This is a genomic window from Amphibacillus indicireducens (assembly GCF_039539605.1).
GTDB classification, from domain to species: domain Bacteria; phylum Bacillota; class Bacilli; order Bacillales; family Amphibacillaceae; genus Amphibacillus; species Amphibacillus indicireducens.
Map to the genome: position 1 here is coordinate 1 of NZ_BAABDL010000023.1, position 21,016 is coordinate 21,016.

20 protein-coding genes and 1 pseudogene are annotated in these 21,016 nt (G+C 34.7%); 10 read left to right on the forward strand and 11 right to left on the reverse strand.

Annotated features, from left to right (window positions below; genetic code table 11):
• Positions 1-69: 69 nt before the first annotated feature.
• Together ABD814_RS02470 and ABD814_RS02475 are read right to left on the reverse strand one after the other, a co-directional pair.
• The gene (locus ABD814_RS02470) at positions 70-1,167 is read right to left on the reverse strand and encodes a DEAD/DEAH box helicase (RefSeq protein ID WP_344910000.1); all 1,098 of its coding nucleotides are present in this window, start codon (positions 1,165-1,167) and stop codon (positions 70-72) included.
• Positions 1,167-2,075, reverse strand: a complete 909-nt coding sequence (locus tag ABD814_RS02475) for a HamA C-terminal domain-containing protein (RefSeq protein WP_344910002.1) — start codon at positions 2,073-2,075, stop codon at positions 1,167-1,169. Before ABD814_RS02475 ends, ABD814_RS02470 begins: the two co-directional genes overlap by 1 nt.
• A 145-nt stretch (positions 2,076-2,220) precedes the next feature.
• Between ABD814_RS02475 and ABD814_RS02480 the strand changes: the two genes are divergently transcribed.
• The 5 genes from ABD814_RS02480 (at position 2,221) to ABD814_RS02500 (ending at position 7,359) form a co-directional block, all read left to right on the forward strand.
• The gene (locus ABD814_RS02480; protein ID WP_344910004.1) at positions 2,221-2,865 is read left to right on the forward strand and encodes a hypothetical protein; all 645 of its coding nucleotides are present in this window, start codon (positions 2,221-2,223) and stop codon (positions 2,863-2,865) included.
• Between the two features lie 266 nt (positions 2,866-3,131).
• Positions 3,132-3,701 (forward strand): TetR/AcrR family transcriptional regulator, encoded by a 570-nt coding sequence (locus tag ABD814_RS02485; RefSeq protein ID WP_344910005.1) that lies wholly within the window; start codon positions 3,132-3,134, stop codon positions 3,699-3,701.
• Positions 3,702-3,781: 80 nt separating this feature from the next.
• Entirely contained in the window at positions 3,782-4,909 is a 1,128-nt protein-coding gene (locus tag ABD814_RS02490; RefSeq protein WP_344910007.1) for an ABC transporter permease, read from the forward strand.
• Entirely contained in the window at positions 4,909-5,583 is a 675-nt protein-coding gene (locus ABD814_RS02495) for an ABC transporter ATP-binding protein (RefSeq protein ID WP_344910008.1), read from the forward strand. Before ABD814_RS02490 ends, ABD814_RS02495 begins: the two co-directional genes overlap by 1 nt.
• 153 nt (positions 5,584-5,736) lie before the next feature.
• A complete protein-coding gene (locus ABD814_RS02500; RefSeq protein WP_344910010.1) occupies positions 5,737-7,359 on the forward strand; it encodes a nuclease-related domain-containing protein in 1,623 nt (540 codons plus the stop codon).
• Positions 7,360-7,446: 87 nt separating this feature from the next.
• Here ABD814_RS02500 and gloA read toward each other — a convergent pair whose 3' ends face one another.
• The gene (gene gloA, locus ABD814_RS02505) at positions 7,447-7,827 is read right to left on the reverse strand and encodes a lactoylglutathione lyase (RefSeq protein WP_344910012.1); all 381 of its coding nucleotides are present in this window, start codon (positions 7,825-7,827) and stop codon (positions 7,447-7,449) included.
• A gap of 149 nt (positions 7,828-7,976) precedes the next feature.
• On the reverse strand, positions 7,977-8,279 hold the full coding sequence (locus ABD814_RS02510) for a DapH/DapD/GlmU-related protein (protein WP_344910033.1): 303 nt from the start codon (positions 8,277-8,279) through the stop codon (positions 7,977-7,979).
• Positions 8,280-8,359: 80 nt separating this feature from the next.
• Here ABD814_RS02510 and ABD814_RS02515 point away from each other — a divergent pair.
• A pseudogene (locus ABD814_RS02515) lies at positions 8,360-8,842 on the forward strand (transposase); the annotation flags it as partial.
• Between the two features lie 82 nt (positions 8,843-8,924).
• Here the strand turns inward: ABD814_RS02515 and ABD814_RS02520 are convergent.
• The 6 genes from ABD814_RS02520 to ABD814_RS02545 form a co-directional block, all read right to left on the reverse strand.
• Complete coding sequence (locus ABD814_RS02520) at positions 8,925-10,553, reverse strand: hypothetical protein (RefSeq protein WP_344910014.1); 1,629 nt, start codon at positions 10,551-10,553, stop codon at positions 8,925-8,927.
• Between the two features lie 526 nt (positions 10,554-11,079).
• Positions 11,080-11,646: a hypothetical protein gene (locus tag ABD814_RS02525; protein WP_344910015.1), complete on the reverse strand. Its 567-nt coding sequence runs from the start codon at positions 11,644-11,646 to the stop codon at positions 11,080-11,082.
• Positions 11,647-11,676: 30 nt separating this feature from the next.
• Positions 11,677-12,963: a type I restriction enzyme endonuclease domain-containing protein gene (locus ABD814_RS02530; protein WP_425549044.1), complete on the reverse strand. Its 1,287-nt coding sequence runs from the start codon at positions 12,961-12,963 to the stop codon at positions 11,677-11,679.
• Complete coding sequence (locus ABD814_RS02535; protein ID WP_344910019.1) at positions 12,921-13,136, reverse strand: hypothetical protein; 216 nt, start codon at positions 13,134-13,136, stop codon at positions 12,921-12,923. Before ABD814_RS02535 ends, ABD814_RS02530 begins: the two co-directional genes overlap by 43 nt.
• Before the next feature lie 90 nt (positions 13,137-13,226).
• On the reverse strand, positions 13,227-13,499 hold the full coding sequence (locus ABD814_RS02540; protein WP_344910021.1) for an amphi-Trp domain-containing protein: 273 nt from the start codon (positions 13,497-13,499) through the stop codon (positions 13,227-13,229).
• A 311-nt stretch (positions 13,500-13,810) separates the two neighbouring features.
• A complete protein-coding gene (locus tag ABD814_RS02545; RefSeq protein WP_344910023.1) occupies positions 13,811-14,002 on the reverse strand; it encodes a DsrE family protein in 192 nt (63 codons plus the stop codon).
• 83 nt (positions 14,003-14,085) lie between these two features.
• On the opposite strand from ABD814_RS02545, the gene ABD814_RS13295 reads away from it, so the two are divergent.
• From ABD814_RS13295 to brnQ, 4 genes are all read left to right on the forward strand, one after another.
• Complete coding sequence (locus ABD814_RS13295; RefSeq protein WP_425549043.1) at positions 14,086-14,247, forward strand: hypothetical protein; 162 nt, start codon at positions 14,086-14,088, stop codon at positions 14,245-14,247.
• A 573-nt stretch (positions 14,248-14,820) separates the two neighbouring features.
• Positions 14,821-15,885: a dual-specificity RNA methyltransferase RlmN gene (gene rlmN, locus ABD814_RS02550; RefSeq protein WP_344910025.1), complete on the forward strand. Its 1,065-nt coding sequence runs from the start codon at positions 14,821-14,823 to the stop codon at positions 15,883-15,885.
• Positions 15,886-15,912: 27 nt separating this feature from the next.
• A complete protein-coding gene (locus ABD814_RS02555) occupies positions 15,913-16,746 on the forward strand; it encodes a hypothetical protein (RefSeq protein ID WP_344910027.1) in 834 nt (277 codons plus the stop codon).
• A gap of 248 nt (positions 16,747-16,994) precedes the next feature.
• Positions 16,995-18,347, forward strand: a complete 1,353-nt coding sequence (brnQ, locus tag ABD814_RS02560) for a branched-chain amino acid transport system II carrier protein (RefSeq protein ID WP_344910029.1) — start codon at positions 16,995-16,997, stop codon at positions 18,345-18,347.
• A 1,952-nt stretch (positions 18,348-20,299) separates the two neighbouring features.
• Here brnQ and ABD814_RS02565 read toward each other — a convergent pair.
• Positions 20,300-21,016, reverse strand: a 717-nt coding sequence (locus tag ABD814_RS02565) for an ExeA family protein (protein WP_344910031.1), incomplete at its 5' end; no start/stop codon positions are given.

The following is a 21,016-nucleotide window of genomic DNA, read 5'->3' on the forward strand; positions in this document are numbered from 1 at the left end:
ATAGGCGGACTTGATTCGTGAATTGGTGGACTCGGATTGGATATTGATGGACTTGTGAGCGCGAAATAATCAATTGACAACCTCAAAGAGATTATCCGCCTCATTTTCGGAATATTTAAGTCCCTGAAGTGGTATGTCTTTCCCATACTCTGAAAACATCAATGCCTTTTTTTCAATGCAATCAATAAAAAACCTATTTTGGGCGACAGGACTTTCTGTAACTGAAGAGTTTTCTTCTGTACTATTTCCTAACAACTGTAAAAAGACTTCTGTATTCGGTATGTTGGGTGAAGCGAAATATAGTTTTACACTTTTTCTTTTTGCTTGTACTAATGCATGATATAAGAGAGGTGTTCTTTGATCTTTATTGTTCATTAATTTATGGGCTTCATCTATAAATAAATAATTGATGGCAGGGTTATTAGAATCTGCAAAATAAGAAATTAATCTTTCAGCAGTCATAACAAGAATAAATCTATTCCCTTCACTTCTATATAAAAGCGGTACTTTTGGGTGAGATATAACTTTGTATTTCTCATTCTTTATTTCAGACTTTAATTTTAGAGAAACTTGATTAATTAAAGCTCTAGTCGGTACGAGTATTGCTATGTTGTCAGAGGCATTTCTTTCTTCAATGATATAATTTATGAATGCTTCAAAAATAAAAGACTTACCAAAAGAAGTAGTTCCAGAGAAACTATAATGGTTACTATCCTTCATTTTTTCAAATATGTCATATTGTGCATCAGTAAAAATATATTTGGAATTTGGGGCTCGTTGCATTGTTCTTTTGAGTATCTCATCAATCTTAATCTCTTCATCATTGCTCTCGTTATAATTAGAATTAACGAGGCTAAGTGATGGGAAGTTACCAAGCTTTGTTAGTACATTGGTTGAAAATCTTTTGAAGTCATAATCATCTCTATAGTTGGCGAATTCATATAAAAGACTGATTATTTTCAATGCGGTATTTCTAGCTTTGGGATTTTGAGATCGTGAGAGTATATCAGCAAATCTCATAAAATCATAATATTCTTTTGAATCAAAGGGTTGAACATTATTATTTCCAAAGATGGTTAATCCATAAATAGTTTCTGCTTTGTATATTAACAATTTTAGATAGTCATCACTAAGTGCCCTTTCGGTTAGCTCTTCAAAAAAACTCATCAGCTTGTCAACTCCCGTAACATCATTTTCCTTGATTCATCAAGTTCAGAAAAAGGTAGAATATAAATATAAAATGTGTGACCATGTAAGTCAAACTCATCAATATGTTTTGAAATATTAGTTACTTTAGACTCTATTTCTGCCTTTACTGTCTCTTCAACATGCTCTCTAAAAGCAAGATTTGTAAGTGTTTTCCGTTCTTTTTCAAAATCTACCTCATATCCTAGAAAGATTCCAAACGCATCGTCGACAGTAAAGGAACTTTCATCTTGATTAGGATAAATAATACTACTCAAAAATCCCTTCTCTTCTTCTGTAAAAGTTTCACTATCTAAGTTGCTCGACAAAAGGCTTCTTTCAAAGTTAATTCCGCTTGTTTCTTGGCCTTTTGAATTAATTGACAGTTTGAAATCTCTAATAGATTTAAAGGCTTGCCGAAGACCTTCATTAAAAGATTTATATAATTTCGATTCACCGAAAATTAATTGGAAATTACCATTCGGTAATTTATGGTAATGAAGACCATCAGCTCCATGTACATACATCTCACTAGAGGTTTTTAACTCTAATTTTGATAAGATTTTTGGGGCTCGTAAATGTCCTTCTAGGAAGCAAAAGAGTAAAAATTCTCCCAACTCACCTGTATTTGTTTTCCAGTCTTTAAACTTTTTGCGTACTTCTTTAGATAATTTCATAGATCCTGCTTTTCCAATGTATTTTTTTGTTTTGCGAGATAAAGCAAAATCAGCTACTGATTCCAATAATTTTCCAACAGTATTTGCATAGTCAAATTGATTTGAATTAATAGGAAAAATGAAAACTTCTAATTTATTTTCTATCGGTAGTTCCAATGTCGACAACTGCTTCATTGCCTTTGTAATATTCAAAGAGTTTTTATTTATCTCCATAGCTATCCCCCTGATATTATCGATATAAAATCTAAGTATATTATATCAGTAAACTATGAGATAATCTTTCTAGTGATGTATTTGGCATTTAAATTTTGCATGAAATGGCAATTAAGAAAATAAGTTTTAATAGAGGTGTGTAGCAATGGATTTACATAAATATAAAAGAGAAATAGAGTTAATGAAAAAGCAAAATATGACTGAGTACGATTTATATTCCATTATTGCTTCTATTATAAGAGAGGGTAAAAATATTGAATCTTTATCATTAAGAGATGTTAATAGAAGGAGAAATAGTGAAAAAGGTAAGGTGTTCTATGGGTTATCCGGTGTTCCAGATTTAGTTGTTTTAGATTTTGAGTTTAATAATAATGATAATAAGAATAATAGAATCGATAATATTGATCAAATATATGGTTGTATAGAAATAAAAGGAATAGATTTAACATTACTTTCAGCGGAAGATATTATAAAAAAAATTGAAGCAAACAAACAGATTGGGAAAGATGAACAACAAATATTGGGAGAAATACTTTGGTACAGAAAAGTATTATATACCAACGGATTAATATGGAGATACATAAATTGTGAATTTAACAAAAACTATTGGGATGTTATAAAAAATTTGGTAAGAACAAATATAAATAAGCCTAATCCTACAAATTGGTATAAGAATATATGTACCCACAAATTTACTATTTTTGAAGAAGATCTTATAGATTTGAATAGTGCTAATGAAGACCAATGGAATCAGTTTTTAAAAAGATTACACAGTATTAAGTGGGATTAATAAAACCTCACTTAGTCCTATTACGCAGAGCCGTACCACAAGTAAACTGTTGAATACTTCATTCAAGGTTATATTTTTTTGGTCAAGTTTAGGTTAAACTTCTTTAACTCAAATTGCATCGTATGAACGAAAATCATTCGGATTATTGTTAGAAAACAGTAAAACTTGATTTCAACAACAAGTACGATTAAATTAGGGTTAATTGGCTGATCCTGACTCTGATAAAGAAAATGCTGAGAACATAAAGTAAAAGAGGAGAGATACAATTGGCACGTAAAAAAACATTTACCCAAGAAGAGCTCTATCAGGCAGCGCATGACTTGATGTTAGAAGTCGGGTATGATAGTTTTTCTTTTCAAGCGCTTTCTAAAAAGATTGATGTCTCGAGGACTGCCCTCTATAAATATTATGCGAATAAAGCTGACTTGCTGCAATCTTACTTGGATCATCAGCTTAATAAAGTAGTCGAACGCATGGATGCCACGAACTGGTCATCAAATTACTCTGACAAACTATCTGAGCTGATGGATTTAGTCTTTGATTATGCAGAGACCCACACGATTTCTATGGAAGTACCACTTCGAAAATGGAGTAATGATAATGCACAGGAACCTGAGATTATCCGTTCGAAAGAGTTGCATGCTCGTTTTTTTGGTTATATCCAAGCGATTATTGAGGAAGGACAAACAATCGGTTACTTAAAAAAAGACATCCCATCTCTAATTATTATTGAAACGATTTTTCATAGTATTAATCTGCCAAACCGTACAGGATTAACAGCCGAAGAGCATGGTTTTTTTGTAAAAAAACTGCTTTTCGAAGGAATTATAAAATAGTACATAATAAGTGACGTATGTGTCACTTTAGGTTATAATTATCTTTGCTTTCAATATAAAGTAAAGAAAGAAGGATAAATATGTTCTTAGCGCGTAAAGAGTTATGGTTTTCTAAAAGACGATTTTTATTAATCGGTTTTATTATTGTATTAATCTCGTGGCTCGTATTTGTCTTGTCTGGGCTAGGAAATGGGTTATCTGATTTAGGGACAGCAGTCATTCGTTACTCAGATATGGATTTAGCCGTTTTTGAAGAGGAAGCGGAATTTGCTCTAGGAAAATCCACTTTGCCCGGGAGTTTAGTGGATGAATTAGTTCAACTAGATGGCGTAGAAGAAGCTGAGGGGATTTCAACAGCTTTTGGATCGATCTTACAAGGAACGAATCCTGATGATGAATCAAGCAGAAAAACGTCTGTTATTTTCATCGGAGTAGAACCTGGCAGCTTTTTAGAGCCGGCTGTCCAGTCTGGAGAGGCGCTTGACATCAATCAGCCTAACCACGTACTAGTTGACTCAAGTTTGCAGAATCAAGGGTTTTCATTAGGAGACACGATAACAATAAGTGGTGTTGGTACAGAGTTTGAAATTAGTGGTTTTATCAATAATCAAACATTGAACCATGTGCCTGCCATTTACGTCGTACCTGATACATTGCGAGCATTTAAATATCTAGTACCGGGATCGGACATGGGAATTGAAGAGCCAGTTAATGCGATTTTTCTGACAGGTAAAAATTTAGACAGTGAGCAAATTGCCGAAAATATCGGTGGTATCGAAGTGGCCAATAAAAAGGAGACTTTAAATGGGTTGCCGGGCTATAAAGCTGAGAGTGGCACAATTAATTTAATGCTTTGGCTACTGATCTTTATTTCAGCCTTTATTATTGCTGTCTTCTTTTATGTATTGACGACTCAGAAAGTTCAACAGTTTGGCGTCATGAAAGCAATCGGGGCAAGCAATGGGTTTGTTATTAGAAGTGTCGTAGCACAAGTATTTCTTTTATCAACGATAAGTATTTTAGTGGGTATCGGCTTAACTTATGCAACCACTTTAGTCTTGCCAGAAGATATGCCATTTAATTTACTACCCAAAATGGTCTGGATCTACAGCCTGGTATTATTACTTACTAGCTTAATGGGTTCACTTTTTTCAGTGAGAAGTATTATGAAAATTGATCCAGTTACAGCGTTAGGGAGGTCAGAATAATGAGTGGTATAAAATTAACCAATGTCACAAAACTTTATCAAGAAGGGGATTTTAAAACGATCGCGTTAGACAATATTTCTCTAAATGTTGCTAGTGGGGAGTTCGTTGCCATTATTGGACCTTCGGGATCTGGAAAGAGTACTTTTCTTTCAATTGCTGGAGCTTTGCTACAAGCGTCTGAAGGGCAAGTCGTCATTGATAATGTAGATATCGCTTCTTTATCCGAGAGAAAACTTTCCGAAGTGCGTCTAGCTAAAATTGGCTTTATTCTTCAAACATCTAACTTATTACCTTACTTAACAGTTATGGATCAATTGTTAATCGTTAAAAAAATGAGTGGATCAATTAAAGCTGCAGACCGCGAACATGCGAAAGAGTTATTAACTGAGATTGGGTTAGGGAAGAAATTAGACAAATATCCACATCAATTATCTGGTGGTGAGAGACAACGTACTGCTATTGCTCGTGCCTTTATGAACGATCCAAGCATCATCTTAGCTGATGAACCTACAGCTAATCTGGATACAAAACGAGCACATGAGGTTGTTTCATTGATCGCCAAAGAAGTTAAAGCCCGTAATAAAGCAGCTGTTATGGTCACGCACGATGAGCGAATGTTACCTTATTGTGACCGGGTTTATCGAATTGAAGATGGTAGATTGACAGAAGAATAACAAACTAATTATCATATAAAAATCCTGTAGAGCCATGGCGCTACAGGATTTTTACATTTAAGAGTGGGTAAGTAATCGTCGAATGCTGAATTAAACCAAATGGAAAATTCATGATACAATGAATACCAGGAAAAAAATCTAGGAGTGGTTTTATTGCAACCGATATACAAAAAGAACGAACAGAAGAAAAATGAGGTTAGAACATCATATAAGTTTCAATTAGCAGTTACAGCAATGTTTATAGTACTAACGTTTATCTTTATTAGTCCTCTTGATTTATTTTCAAGTTATCGCTTATTTGGTTTAACGTTTACAACAATTCTCTGGTTAGCTTTTGGAGGATTCATTTATTTCTTATCAATTTTATATTTAGATGAATCAATCTCCACATTTATGTCTATTGTCGGTGGTCCAAGTCTGCTTATAATACTATTGATAGCGTTGCAATCGCCTCTTGGTGACTGGGACCTAAGAAATATCTTTTACATATCGCTTTCAGTCTTTAGTGTAATCCATTTTATCAGGAATAAATCAAAGTATTCGGTTATTTATACTGATACATATATCGAAGCTTTCGAGGCCACACATCCTGATTATCTGGATTTTAGCGAAGGGTTGCGTCATTGGATTGAAAGTATTCATCCATTTGAGAATGACGTTCATCAGAATGCTTTACAAGCGTTTTTTAATCGAAAAGAAGAGCAAGATGAATTTGATGAAGAGTTAGTATCGGATGAGTCATTAAGACTTTGGAAATCTCTTAATGAACAACATGCGTATTATGATGGCTTACAAGAGAAATTAGAAGCAAGATTTCATGAGGAATTAAAAGACTTACCGAATGGTTCAGAGCTATTAATTAAGCAAGCAGAACAATATGAAACACTTTATTATGAACGATTCCTAGCTATGCCTGTTACTAAACTGTTTAGCGGAGAGCCACCTTTTAATGAAGAGGAGAAAATTCACTTTTTAAACTATATGGATGAATTACACATTTCCGAATTTGAAGAATCAGAACAAACATTAAATTTCTGGTATAGCCAAATTCACCATAACCTTTACCCAGCGAATCGATTTTTTGAAAATCTGTTTGTTGATAAATTTGTTAAGAATCGATTTAATGCGACCGACCGCGGGATTCGAGGCGAGCAGAAACTGATGGAGGAGCTCGCTTTATTCGATGAGCGCTTTTACATTTTAGAAAATATTAATATAAAAGAAGATGGAGTCAATGCAGAGTCAGACGCCTTAGTGATTAGTCGATCAGGGGTATTTACTATTGAGGCAAAAAACTTTGCAGAAGAAGGCCATTATTCTATTCATATCTCAAAAGATGGACGTTGGTTGCAAAAAGATAGACAGGGCAATTATACACCGATGAGTGATGTGATTCGTCAAAGTAATCGTCATATTTTAGTCAAACAAAAAATGCTGAACCGAGAAATGGAGAATTTAGGTTTAATTGAGCAAGATGAATATATTGATATCCATGGCGTTATAGCCGTAACAAACGATGTGGTAGACATTAATAATGAATCAGATTATCCAATTGTTCGTTTAAGTAGTTTATATGGTCACATCAGAAATAATGAACTAAAGTACACAGAAGAACAAGTTCAGGCGATGGTTGAATTGTTTCAGACAAACAATCAACCTGATGTTAAATTCCCAATTCGAGATGTTGAAAAAGAATTCAGTATTCAAATGGCATTTTTAAAAGAAAGATTGAAGGAATATGATCAATTTAGAAGCCACTTAAATTTAAATAATTAAGAATATGAATCGCGTGACACACACTTAAATAATAAAAAAGAAAGCATATCGCGAACAGCGGACATGCTTTCTTTTAATGATTAAATATTATTTTGCACGCTTAACTTCAATCCGATAACCATCTGGGTCGGTTACAAAGAAATAGCTTGGTGTACCGCCTGAAAGTCCTCTTAATTCACCTGTCTCATATTTAGAAGCTTTACATATGTCATGCATTTTTTCTAAGTCGTTGACAGTGACACCTAAATGACTGAAGCCATTTCCAACATTATATGGTTCGGCATCGTAATTGTAAGTGAGTTCAATCTGTACGTTAGAGCCAGGAGAATTGAGATAAATTAAATCAAACTTATCTTCAGGAAATTCTCTACGACTGGCAATTTCAAAATCAAACAGATTCGTATAGAAATCTAAAGTAGCATCAATATCTCTGACACGCAGGCAAATCTCAACGAGTACTTGGTTCATAATATCATCCTCCAATCATTTCTTAGCTTAATTCTAGCATGAATAGGCCAGATACGCATTTAATTAAACTGTGTGACTTCTTTCTAGCTATAACAATCGACAAAAAGCATAAGCTGAATCCTGTAAAAGCTCGCCCTGCTAATCGGTCCTTACTCTATATCTATTTCCAAGTCTTGATAATAATATTTCATATCCTTGTCATTAATTTCTCTCATCACTCTGCATGGGCTACCTACTGCAACCACATTGGCAGGTATATCCTTCGTAACCACACTGCCAGCACCGATGACTGTATTATCTCCAATAGTGACACCTGGAAGGACGACTGAGTTTGCTCCGATCCAGACATTATTTCTGATCCGAATTGGAAGATTGTACTGTGCTTGCTTCTTAACTCTGGGTGGATTGGATGCGTTCCAGCAGAAAGAGTCACATTTGGCCGAACATAACATTGTTGCCGACAAAAATATCACAATCGTCAACGATCGTTAAATTAAAATTAGCGTATACATCATTACCAAGGTGTACGTTTTTCCCTCCCCGAAAACAGAAATATGAAGAAGCGAATGAACTATTTGATGGAAGAAATAGTTTTTCTAAAACAGATACAGACGCTACCTTCATGTGCATGAAAGAAGATCCAATGAAAAATCGTGAATTGAAACCTGGTTACAATCTTCAGGTAGCTTCTAGTAATCAATATGTCATTGACTTTGATATTTTTCCGAACCCAACAGATACGCGTACACTTATTCCGTTTCTAGACTCGATTCAAACACAAAGCTAAAGAGAATTTGGAGAGCACACTGGAAAAGAAATCTATGCACAACGTAAGATTGACATAGAGACCGTTTTTGGTCGCATGAAAGGTGTATTTGGTATGCGCAGAGCGCATGTGAGAGGTAAACAAGAAGTACATAATGATATAGGTATCATGCTTATGAGCATGAATTTAACAAAATTAGCAATCGAAGCAAGAAGACAAGCAGAAGCTTCTCGGAGTTCTTCAATCAAAAATATAAAATGCGATAAAACAATCAGAATTCTGATTGGTTCATCGCATTTTTACTATTTAGGGCGACTTAATTCCCAGCCCCTTAGTCGGTCTGATTAGATTTAAGATTGTTAAAATCAATGATTGTTGTGATTGTAAAATTATCTTTGGTTACTTTGAATAAGCCATTTTTCGAGGCAATTAGAAAACCGTCGTCATAATGTCTGCTTTCAAAGTCTAATTTTTCAACCCTTAACTCTAAAGGGATTTCGATAAAGTTATCTGCTAGTGATTGCTTTAATCCAAATAGATTACCATCTTTTAAACCTAAGGCATATAAAGAACCATCCGCTTCCTGACCCATTACTTTATGAGAATCATATCGTTTTGTCTGGTTACTAAATTCTGTTTTCAGAACGGAATGCTCAAGCATTTGGTTGGTCAATACATAGGACATTGTATTGACTTCTGTCTTACCCTGACTATGAAATAATGCTGAGTTAGCTGTGTTGTGTTTATGAGTCATTGATTCATCCGCTAAGATAGCATTAAAATACTGACGGAAATCTGAAATCGATTGTAGTTTCATCATTGTCTCTATATGATTATTTTGTTGTTCAATCGTTAATATCTCCCAATCGTGATTGCGTACCATATGCTGAATACTGTCTTGTGGCATTTCATAATTAGTTTCTGTTGTTAGAAAATGTACTGTATTTTGATTAGTCGAATGCGAATGTTTAATAAGATAGTCCCCAACTAAAATAGGATCCCAATCGGCATTTGCTAATTCCGGCTCCAATGTAACGGGTTCGAGCGTTTCAATATGATAGCTAAAGAGATGCTCGTCGCTCCAATCATGTAGATAGAGTTTATTATCAACTACACCGATAACTTTTTCAAAAGCATCTATAGGTAACATATTTAAAATCAATTGATTTTTTAGTGATATGCTAATGAGTGCATCTTCTGATCTTCCGTCATACCCTTTATACCGAAGATTTACTAAGGCGATTTCATGCGTCGGACTGAAATGGATACTATCTACCGTGGTCACTTCAGAAGCGATATCTTCAAAAGAATAATCCAGCTCAGTAAGTGTTTCGACTTCATCCTTCTTTTCTTCACCCTGTAATGCTTTTATTTCAAGCTCGATTTTGGCTAACTGGTCTTTGTATAGCTTTTCAGTCGGATCGAATTCAATTTTTTCTTGTAACGTTGATCGTTCTTGATAAAGCTCGGCTAGTTTATGTTTTGTTTCATCTCTTATAATAACGAACTCACTCGGCGCATGAGCCATATATCGCAAGGTGAAATGTTCTCCAGAACTCGGATAACGCACACTATTTGAAATAGGATATACATTAAAGTCGCTTGTTTTAAATGAAGTCTCAATAATTTCATCCGCTTCATTTCGGAAGATAACATGGTGTCTGTATACTTGTCTCTCGTTATAAATTTCTGGGATTGATTCAATGGACACAACCCGACCATTGGTTTCAACTCCAAAATAATATATCAATGGGTTTGTAATATAACTAACGAACACGAATGACATGGCAATTGGAAAAAGTAAGATTAGAAGTGCCGATGCGTGAAATTTAGGTTTAGTTTTTGAACGTCTGAAATACTTCTGATAAAGGCCAAGAATGGCAGCTGAAATGACAACTAATGTAGCGGATGCTAACGGATTATTTAATAGAAAAACAATATAAGCAATAATTTGTCTCATTTGCCCCCTCCTTACCTAAATTATATAAGACAGATAAGGATTAATCTCTTTTTATGACGAAATTTACGTATATTTAACAAACGACTCTTAATAACTTTACTTTATCCAATTATTTTTAAAGTAAACCTTAAAAGCAATGAGTTACAGGAAAGAGCAACTATGAGTATATGACATAATGACTCATTATTATTTAAACACTTAAATATTTATGTGGTAATTAATCGCTAAAATCAAAACAATGATTTTCATTAGATAGTTGCTTACTTCGTTTGTAATTCGTGAACATAGCAGGCTTACCTCTTCTATTTTGGTGGTGATTTTCGACAAATCAACTATACCAAATGTTGAGGTATTTTTTATGACTAAGATTAGTTGTAATTTTATTTGTAGAAAGTTGAGTAATTAAGCAAAAACACCACTAATGAGGATTGCTAGTAGTGATGGAAATAATATATGCGGAATGACGGGCTTTGAGCGGAGAAAACCGGAGTGAATCACACAAATAAATGTGCTGTTCACTCCGGTTTTACATTTCTTCTAATCTTAAATCCTTCTGTAACACATAATATGGTTTTCTAAATCTTGACCGACTAGAATAAATAAGTTCCTCTAGTTGTTTCGAGTATTTAACTTCCTTGACTAACAAATCAAGAAAAACTTCTTTTTCTTCTTCTGTTAATTCAAACGATTGAAATTGAATCATAAAGTCAAAATTTGTTCCGTGACGGTATAATCTACCAGGCAAGGGATGATGCTTGCGATTACCAATCATTATACCGTATCGGATATAAGGTGTTACACTTTTGTGTTGTTGCGCCTTATAACTATAGGTAATCGAATCGTGAGTTGTTACGGAATTAATCTTAGATTCAATAATCACTCTAGGTTTAATAAGTTCATCTTTTTTCTCATAAATAAGCAAATCAGTTTCAAAACAGTTTGTCCTTAAATCTTCATCTTGAAACTCAGCATTATAGGAGATGATTTCGTTGCTATATGGCATTTTTACCAGTGTATCGGCAAATAATTTATTTCCTAAGTTTGAATCATTAATTAAAGTTTTTATCGTATCCGTCCATTGATTTTCCCGCATAGGAAATTCTCCTTTGGTTTACAGTTTCGATTATTGAGCAATCTGTTCCATCATGGCTTCTTCCATCAGATGTGTCATAATGATTTCTGTTTTAACATTAAAAATTTCTTTATCATAACTATTTGGTAATGTTTCATCTAAGATAGATTCTACTTCAAACTTCACCGCTTGACGTGGTTGTTCGTCTTTATACCAATCAATCACATTCGTTTTACTCTGCTCATTGGTAATCGTCTCATAAAGCTTTTTTGCAGATAATTTAACTTTTTCTTCTTCCTTTTTCGTAAGTTTATCTTTTTTAAGCAAATCATAGATCTCCAACTCTTGTTCAGTCAGACCTTCGCGTACATGACGTTCATCTTCTTTTTTAAGATTATCAACAAAATCAACAAGGTCTTCATAATAATCTTCATTTGTTGAATTACCCGAGTTATAGCGATTAATAATTTCTTTATAACGTTCCACAAAATTAGTCCGTGTTTTATTTTCTTCTAACAATATTTCTAGTTTGCTTTCGATAAATAATTTTAACTCCTGAATTTCGATGCTTTTATACGGTGATTCTTGGATTTTTTTTCTTATATCGTCCGTATTAATTTCCGATAGATTCAAAGTTTTCATTGTAGTAATTTCATATTTATTTTCTCCAGCATCTTCTTTTATATAAGAAGATTGAACACTTAAATCTAAAGTTCTAGCAAGGGCTAGTTTTGCACTTTCAATATTTTCATCTCGTACTGAAGCTTTCACCATATCCGCTAAGTATAAAATGATGGGTAAATAATCATTTTTCCAATTTAATTCAAATACTTCAGGCTTACACGCTTCATAAATATTTTTACAAAGATTAGCATAGATTTTAAATTCCTCAAGAATCTCATCTTTATCGAGAAGGATATTTAAATACTGTTGAAATAATTCAATGTGTTCAAAGGTTTCATTCTTCTCAAAGATCGCATCTAAATCAATCCTTAACCCTGAACAAAAGGCTCTTGTTTCTTGAATCACATTTTCCAACAATTTAATTTGCTCTTCTAAATTTTTCACCGGCATTTCGTCTTCATCACTTGGATTAGCATAGTCACCTAAAGCACGTTTCATATGTTTGAATAAGTTTAAATAGTCAACGATAAGACCAGAGCGTTTTCCAGGGAATACCCTGTTAATTCTAGCAATCGTCTGCATTAATGTATGACTCTTCATTGGCTTGTCCAAATAAATCGTTGAGACACTTGGTGCATCAAAGCCCGTTAACCACATAGCACAAACAAATACTAATTGTAAGGGATGATTCGGATCTTTAAAATTATCCTCAATTTTGTCATTTCTTTTGCTACTTCTGCAGTCGTTACCTCAGTTTCTTTCGGCTTAAAATCAACAATTATATTTCCGGTTGGCCCGACAATCTTTTTAATAAAATGCCCTTCAGGCCGCTGACCCCCATTTGGAAAAGTTGCATAGGCTTGGAAAAGGGTAAATATTATAAGCAAAGTAATAATTCCCCTCTAAATTTCAGCTCAAAAGGCAAAGAAAAAACCTAGCTAGTTAAAATCATCAACTAGATAGGTTCCACTACCGACTTACAAGATTTCCATTTTACCCGTACTACCTGCTGCGCCTTCACGCCATTCAATCTCAATTTCAAACACATGCTCACCGTTCTCAATTTCGTACTCAACCTCGACCTTCAGACCCTCAGGAAAATCAATTCGAACGTCTCCTGTCGGCTGGACAAAGGTGAAAGAGCCTTCTTCACGAATTTTGCTAGCAATTGTTTCAAGAAAATCTGCTAATTCATTACGTGATAGCCGTGACTCATAATCAATTAGTACTTGCTTTTGTTTTCCATTCATTGAATACAGCCCCTTTCTTTTATTTTACTGTCCTTATTATACTACATAAGCCCTTTTAATTCATTTAAAATACAGATTTTCATTTAATAAAAACTAGCCAGGAATCAATCACTTAAGAGTAGAAAAAGCTGATTGAAAATACCTAACTAGTTTTACCCCGGATTAACGGTTAGTGAGACTCCCACTTCTGAGTTTAAGAAAAAGTGTTAAAGATAAGTAGGTGGATAACTAACCGTAAATGCCCGATTGATTCGACTAACAAGCAGTGGATAAGAAGCCCCCACTGCTTGAAGTTTCACTTTATTTAAAATTTAATTCAATTGTAGAGTTGATTTAGCATTGGTAACATAATCAATAACGTCACCAGCAGTTATAATTACAATGTCTTCGATTAGTCCATCAGCTTCACTGACATTATTGTGAATCATACAGGAATTACAGACGAGTAACTTACCACCCTTTTCTAAAAATCCTGCCAAACTGTCCTTGGGGAAATTCGCCATCTATAAAAAAATCACCAAGGTATTCATCAGGAAACCGTTTTTGTCACCTTTGATTCTTTTAACACTTACAGTTTAAATATATTTTGTACCTTTTTACCAAGACAACAGTTTGGAAGGACCATTTACTAATTAAAGAGGAAATTAATTTTAATATCCTTGAAATTCTTAATAGAGAAGAGATTAGCCTAGCAAGACAAATTCGCAATTTATATGGTCAAAATATAGAAGAAGAGATGCTTAAATAGTTTTAGGCCAACAATTTCTAGTCGAGCTTGTTAGCTTTTAAAAAGAACTGTTGATGGGAATTGTGGGGGCGATTAGGTCCTATCTAATTTAAAAAACCTTTTTAAACAAAAAAACCACCCGACGCTGTGACAAGCAGGATGGTTCTCGTAAAAATTAAATTGTAACAACCACCGCCTGTACGGATTGGGCTGCAAGAGGGAGGATAGTAGTCCTTCCTCTTTCTTATTTAAGCTAAAAACATACATAAATCAATATGCCTTACCTTATTAGCTTTAACTATTCCTTAAATTCATCACTAAGAGAACTCCCTAATGCTGGTGATTTATATGCTATAATAACTAACCGTAGGGTGCTCCATTCAGTCACTTTTTTGAGCGATTAATTAAATCTGAATTTGGAGCCTTTTTTGGTAGATAAGAAAGTATAACAACTTTCTTACTACATAAGTGCAACTAAAGCATTCACCTAAAGGCTTGGCGAATGCCAAGTTTTCTAATGATAAATTTTTAATAATTATGCACAACGAACATACAACAAGAATGATAGTTTTTAAATTAGCGAGGAGCATTTGAATGGAAAAGAAACAATCGATTTATGATTTTACCCAATCAGCTTTAACGGATTGGTTTATTGAGCAAGGACAACAGAAGTTTCGTGCGAAGCAGGTTTGGGATTGGCTTTATGTGAAACGTGTGGACGATTTTTCAGAAATGACAAACTTAAATAAACAAACACGTGAGTTACTAGATCAACACTTTACGATTCAAGTTTTGAAAGAAGAGATTAAACAGGTATCTAAAGATGGTACCATTAAACTATTATTTAAGCTGGAAGATGATCACTTGATTGAAACGGTATTGATGCGTTTTTCATATGGTCTATCAGTTTGTGTCACAACACAAGTTGGCTGTAATATCGGTTGTACGTTTTGTGCCAGTGGTCTATTGAAGAAGAGTCGTGACCTAACGAGTGGTGAGATTGTTGAGCAAATCGTTAGTATCCAGAAGTACCTTGATCAGCAAGGTAAAGATGAGAAGGTCAGCCACATTGTTGTAATGGGAATTGGTGAGCCGTTTGATAACTATGATCATACGATGAACTTTTTAAGAACGGTTAATGATCAGGATGGTTTATCAATTGGGGCTAGACATATTACGGTTTCTACGAGTGGTTTAGCTCATAAAATTAGGGAGTTTGCTGATGAGCAGTTACAGGTTAATTTGGCTGTTTCGCTTCATGCGCCGAATGATGAGTTGCGGACAAGCATTATGAAAATTAATCGTGCTTTTCCAATTGAAAAGCTTATGGCTGCGGTTGATTACTATTTGGAAAAAACGAATCGGCGTGTCACGTTTGAGTATATTTTACTGAAAGGTGTCAATGACCGGAAAGAAGAGGCACTTCAACTGGCAAAACTATTAAAAGATAAGCGCCACTTATCGTATGTGAACTTGATTCCATATAATCCAGTTGAAGAACATAACCAATATGATCGCAGTGAGAAAGAGGCGATTGTCGGTTTTTATGAGGTGCTGTTAAAAGAAGGGATTAATTGTGGGGTTCGTGTTGAACAGGGTTCTGATATTGATGCAGCGTGTGGTCAATTAAGGAGTAAGCAAATGAAAAAGAATGCGTAATTGCTAAAATATCTAGGGGGAATTTTTGTGAAGAGAAGTTATCGTTTAATTGGTATTGTGTTGTTGATGTTGGTATTAGCTGCCTGTGGTGGAGCAGATGAGGAAGCTGTGGCTGTCGAGGAGCCTGAGACAGAGACGGAAGCGGGAGCACCTGTGGAGGAAACTGACGAGGTTGAAGAAGTTGAGGAATTTAAACCTTTAACGAATCAAGAGATAGAGAAGATTGTGATTAATAACTTGGATCAGATGGATGCAAGTCAGGATGCGTATGATTATCAGGAGACGATGGGAATTGTGAATGATTCGATTATCGATCCTGCACAAGATACGGATGAAGTGACGAAGGTTCTTGAAGCGACAAAAGAGCAGTTTAAACGTCTAGTTGCTGATGAAATACTTGATGAGTGGACGAGAAGTTATTTGGCTGATTTTTATTGGACGATGAGTCGTCAACATTTGCACAGTGATGATATTAGTGCGCGCTTTGAAGTAATCGATCAATCAGAAGATCACTTTACAGCTAGTTTTATTAGACTGGCAGATGGAGCTGGCTATTTTCCGGCGGGGACTTATCAATTAGACTATGTGAAGGAAAACGGCTATTGGGTATTCCTTGATGTTAATTTTACTGATGCCGTGCGAAAACCACTAAATATTAATATGAATGAAGTGAGAGGGTATTATAATCGATTTGATCGAACAAATGGAGAAGTATTATCGTTTTTTGAAGCGGTTGAAGAAGTAGAAGTGAATGGTGAGACCTACTTGATTTATAAAGCGTTTGATACGATTCATGCCCGAAATGTAGTCGATAGTGAGTATAATTATGAGGTGGCAATGCCGTATAATATAGAAGATTAATCGAAAGTAGTTAATGTCTAAACCTAAAGGTTTTTGATGTTCATGTTATGTTTAATAATTTCTCCAACGGTTATCTACTCTGCGCTTGGTAAGGGAATAGTGTAATTGTCGCTAAACGATAAGGCAGTACCTGTGTAAAGCGGGTACTGCTTTTTTATTTGCAAGTTATTGCGATTTTTCTAACCAAAAATAAATTGATGTGTTATAATTTAAGCCGTTTATAGACTGCTATTTAAAGGAGCTTTATGATGAATGAAAAGCTAGATTTCAAATCAAATTTATTGATTGGTTCGTTATTGTTCGGATTATTTTTTGGCGCAGGAAATTTAATCTTTCCTGTGAAAATGGGACAATTGGCAGGTGTAAATACTTTAACGGCTACGATCGGATTTTTAATGACGGGTGTGGGTCTCCCGGTGCTTGGAGTTATTGCTTCTGCACTTTCAAGAAGTGAGAGTTTATTCGATATGGCTAGACCTGTGAATAAGAACTATTCGATCTTTTTCACTTGTGCTTTATATTTAACGATTGGGCCATTATTCGCAATTCCTCGTACGGCGACTGTTGCGTTCGAAGTAGGAGTAGCAGATTTTATTGGTGATGATTTTCTTCAAGTCGGTTTACTAATCTTCTCGTTCATCTTCTTTATCTTGACGCTCTATTTTTCACTCAGACCAGGTCGGATTTTAGATTGGGTTGGGAGATATTTAACACCAGCATTCTTAATTCTGTTATCCGTTCTAATTGTCGCCACGTTTATTAATCCAATGGGTGAGGTCGGTCAATTTGAGCCGCAAGGAAACTATGCGACGCGTCCTTTATTTACTGGATTACTAGATGGTTATCACACTATGGATGCACTAGCATCACTCGCGTTTGCGATTGTCATTATTTCAACGATCGAAAAACTAGGCGTGCATGATCCAAAAAGAAAAGCGATTGAGACATTAAAATCTGGCGTTATTTGTTTAATCGGCATGGGTGTCATTTATGCGTCGCTAGCTTATATGGGCGTAACAAGTTTAGCTAGTGTTGGAAGCGGAGCGAACGGCGGGATCATTCTCTCGATGGTTGGTTCGCATTACTTTGGCTTTGTCGGTCAAATCTTACTCGCTGCGATAGTATTTGTAGCGTGTTTAAAAACGGCAATCGGCTTAATTACATCTTGTGCTCAGATGTTTAGTGAGATGTTTCCACGCTCGATCTCTTATAATAAGTACGCGATTACTTTTACGCTAGTGTCGTTTGCCATTGCCAACTTTGGCCTAAACGCAATCATTCAGCTATCTGTTCCTGTACTGATGTTTCTTTATCCATTGGCGATTACGTTGATTATCTTATCATTACTGACACCGATAATTAATAAGCAAAAGGATATCTACAGGTGGACAACAGGACTGACCATTATTGCAGCGATCTTTGACTTTATTAACGCACTACCCGATACGGTCAAAGAAAATGTCGTTTTAACGAAAATGATTAACTTTGCAAAAACTCTCTTCCCAGGCTTTGAGTATGGTTTTGGCTGGATCGTTCCTGCAATGATTGGCTTTATTATCGGGCTCTTAATCTGGAAAGTGCGTGAAAGTCGGGTAAACTAAATAAAAATAACTGCCACTAGTGAGTTAAGAATGAATTCGCTAATGCTATAGTTTTATTTAAACATCTCTCATGACCTGGCTAATTTGTAGTTATTCATGATCAGCTCCAAAGCTACCTGAAATTGGAGAGTTCTATTTCACACATTTGAGTACTTTGAAGGTTTCGCAGAAACATTGGATCCAGATGAGTCAAAGTTAAGGGTTATCAAACCTCTATTGGGATTTCATATCGTTATTTTAAATAAGCGAGTTTTGGAAATCAGAAGAAACCAACACATTCCAACTTCAAAAACGTTCGTGTTTGTGTAAAAGGATGGTTGAGTAAGAGGACAATCCCTTCAAATGAGCTACCATATTCAAGTGGAATGTATCTATTATTCCGTTCCGTATGAATCGTCTACAATATTAATGATTATTGTAATCCAGAAGTATTCTATCCGAAATGGTATTCTCCATAATGAAGTTTTGCAATACAGTTTCTCATAATTTAAATTTGCTAACGTTGTAAGAATGGTACGTTTATTTTCATAACACATATCAATGAAATTGAAAACGAGGTTTGCATCATCTTAATTAATTGGTATATTCGTATATTTTTTAACATAAAGGCGGAAGACGAGTTGGACAACGATAATCTAGTTAGCCATCCTATTGAAATTCTTCAAAGTTACTTAAAAATAGGAGCTTTAAATAATTTAAGTGAACCATTGGGCTCACGGTATACCAATGGTTGCGTATTTATTTTTTAATTTATAGACTTATTAATGGCTCTTTCCACGTTTACTCTCTTAAAATGCCGTATTGCCACCTCAACCTGTGTACAACACTCATTCTATTAATGCATTGATAGAAACATCTCACACTAAACATACATAAAAGTATCAAATACACCTTTTTATGTATATTTACATCAAATTAGTAAGTACACTCATTTTTCCGTTAACATAATTATTATTATTAAAAAGGATAGGCTTACATTAAACTGTCTTATATGTAGATGATTTCACTCTAAACTTTATATTCTCTGACAGCTTAAGATCAAATCAATTAGCATCAAAATGTAGAATATAAAATAGTGAGTTTTGTAATTCCATAATTGCCCTACGTGCATATACATGTATGTTAGTATTCATAATCTAGTTCATTTAAGAACATTGATCTCTAATGATGAATAAGTTTTTAACATTTCACTAATAAAACGCATCATATAATGGTATCTTATTGTTGGGAGGGATAATTAACATGGAATCAAAAGCGAATAAATTTTTAATTATATTTTCTATGCTAGCATTAGCTTTTGGATGTATTGGCTATGTTTTTACAAAAAACTATATTTTTCTTATTATTGGTGTATCTATAAGTAGCTTGTTATTTGTCTTCGGTACAATTTTTACAAGGTCTTAGATAAAGATGGGAATTAATCTTCGAGTATTTTTATTAATTGAGATTGTAATGATGAGTGGTAAGTAAAGATCTCATTAGCTAAGTAAAAGACTAGAGTTTACAAAGTTTATTGGTTAAGTTTTTATTTACTACGGTAATTTTGTAAAGAAGCACTTTATTCAAGACTCTCATTTTCACATTAGTTCAGTCTCTAATCTGAAACAATGTGCTATTTTTTTCGTTTTATTTCAGAATTGAAGTTACATAATCAAATTATTTCAGTTATGTGACTATGAAAAATGATGCCCCTTAAAAAGAGACATCATTTTCTGTTATTAAATCACTGGTTTCGATTCGTACTTTGTAAACTTCAAATACTCGAAGATTAAATGTAGAATCCCTCTCAAAGGTTACAAACCATTCAAATTGATCTTTTCCTAAATAAGCCTGATATTAGCGATTCATTATTCTTATTTCAAGACACATTCCTTCATACGCTTCATAATCTTGTTGACCAATCCATATTCTCCAATCATGTATATCTGAAACCATAATCCCCGTACGTTGCATCATAGACCGCTTTCTTCAGCTGCCATACGGACAATATCTTCATCGATCTGTTCTCTCTTTAGTTGCGCCCCATATAAAAGGCTGTTAACCGTTAACGTGTTAATAACGCGTGGCCATCCTTGTGATCGTAAAGCGATCGCTTCCTTGGCGGGCGTTGTAAAAATCGACATCTTAGCTCCTGCTTGTTTTAAATGATGCTCAATATAAGCATAAACACCGTCTTTATTTAATGGTTGTAATTGATATTTCATAATGATCCGCTGAGCTAACGGACGATGATGATTCAAATGCAACCGTGTTTTTAGATGCGGTAGTCCAGCCAATATAAGAATAAATGGATTCGATGAATCCATTTGGAAATTAAATAAAATCGCTAAATCCTGTAAAAAGGCATCCTTCGCCATATGCATTTCATCAAGTATGAATACGGGGGTTACTTTACGCTCCTGAGTCATCTGCTCAATCCCGTGTTGAATCTGACGAAATAAATCCACTTTACGAAACTTAGGTTCTTCTCCCAAACCATAGGCCAATCCTCGATAAAAATCCATGACGCCGCCAGTAGATAATGGAAAGTAAACGACATGATATAAGGCTGGATTAAGAGAGTCTTTAAATGATCGTAAAGTAAATGTTTTTCCTGAACCAGGATCACCGATCAGTAAACCAATTCCTTTGGACTTTTGTAAATAAGCGAGCCCATTTAATGCTTCTTG

What these genes read in the sequence shown, in the direction of transcription:
- ABD814_RS02480 (WP_344910004.1), top strand. Translation starts at nt 2,221, where the DNA reads ATGGATTTACATAAATATAAAAGAGAAATAGAGTTAATGAAAAAGCAA.
- ABD814_RS02495 (WP_344910008.1), top strand. Translation starts at nt 4,909, where the DNA reads ATGAGTGGTATAAAATTAACCAATGTCACAAAACTTTATCAAGAAGGG.
- ABD814_RS02475 (WP_344910002.1), bottom strand. Translation starts at nt 2,075, where the DNA reads ATGGAGATAAATAAAAACTCTTTGAATATTACAAAGGCAATGAAGCAG.
- ABD814_RS02540 (WP_344910021.1), bottom strand. Translation starts at nt 13,499, where the DNA reads ATGAATGGAAAACAAAAGCAAGTACTAATTGATTATGAGTCACGGCTA.
- ABD814_RS02525 (WP_344910015.1), bottom strand. Translation starts at nt 11,646, where the DNA reads ATGCGGGAAAATCAATGGACGGATACGATAAAAACTTTAATTAATGAT.
- ABD814_RS02490 (WP_344910007.1), top strand. Translation starts at nt 3,782, where the DNA reads ATGTTCTTAGCGCGTAAAGAGTTATGGTTTTCTAAAAGACGATTTTTA.
- ABD814_RS02510 (WP_344910033.1), bottom strand. Translation starts at nt 8,279, where the DNA reads ATGTTATGTTCGGCCAAATGTGACTCTTTCTGCTGGAACGCATCCAAT.
- rlmN (WP_344910025.1), top strand. Translation starts at nt 14,821, where the DNA reads ATGGAAAAGAAACAATCGATTTATGATTTTACCCAATCAGCTTTAACG.
- ABD814_RS02545 (WP_344910023.1), bottom strand. Translation starts at nt 14,002, where the DNA reads ATGGCGAATTTCCCCAAGGACAGTTTGGCAGGATTTTTAGAAAAGGGT.
- brnQ (WP_344910029.1), top strand. Translation starts at nt 16,995, where the DNA reads ATGAATGAAAAGCTAGATTTCAAATCAAATTTATTGATTGGTTCGTTA.
- ABD814_RS02470 (WP_344910000.1), bottom strand. Translation starts at nt 1,167, where the DNA reads ATGAGTTTTTTTGAAGAGCTAACCGAAAGGGCACTTAGTGATGACTAT.
- gloA (WP_344910012.1), bottom strand. Translation starts at nt 7,827, where the DNA reads ATGAACCAAGTACTCGTTGAGATTTGCCTGCGTGTCAGAGATATTGAT.
- ABD814_RS02520 (WP_344910014.1), bottom strand. Translation starts at nt 10,553, where the DNA reads ATGAGACAAATTATTGCTTATATTGTTTTTCTATTAAATAATCCGTTA.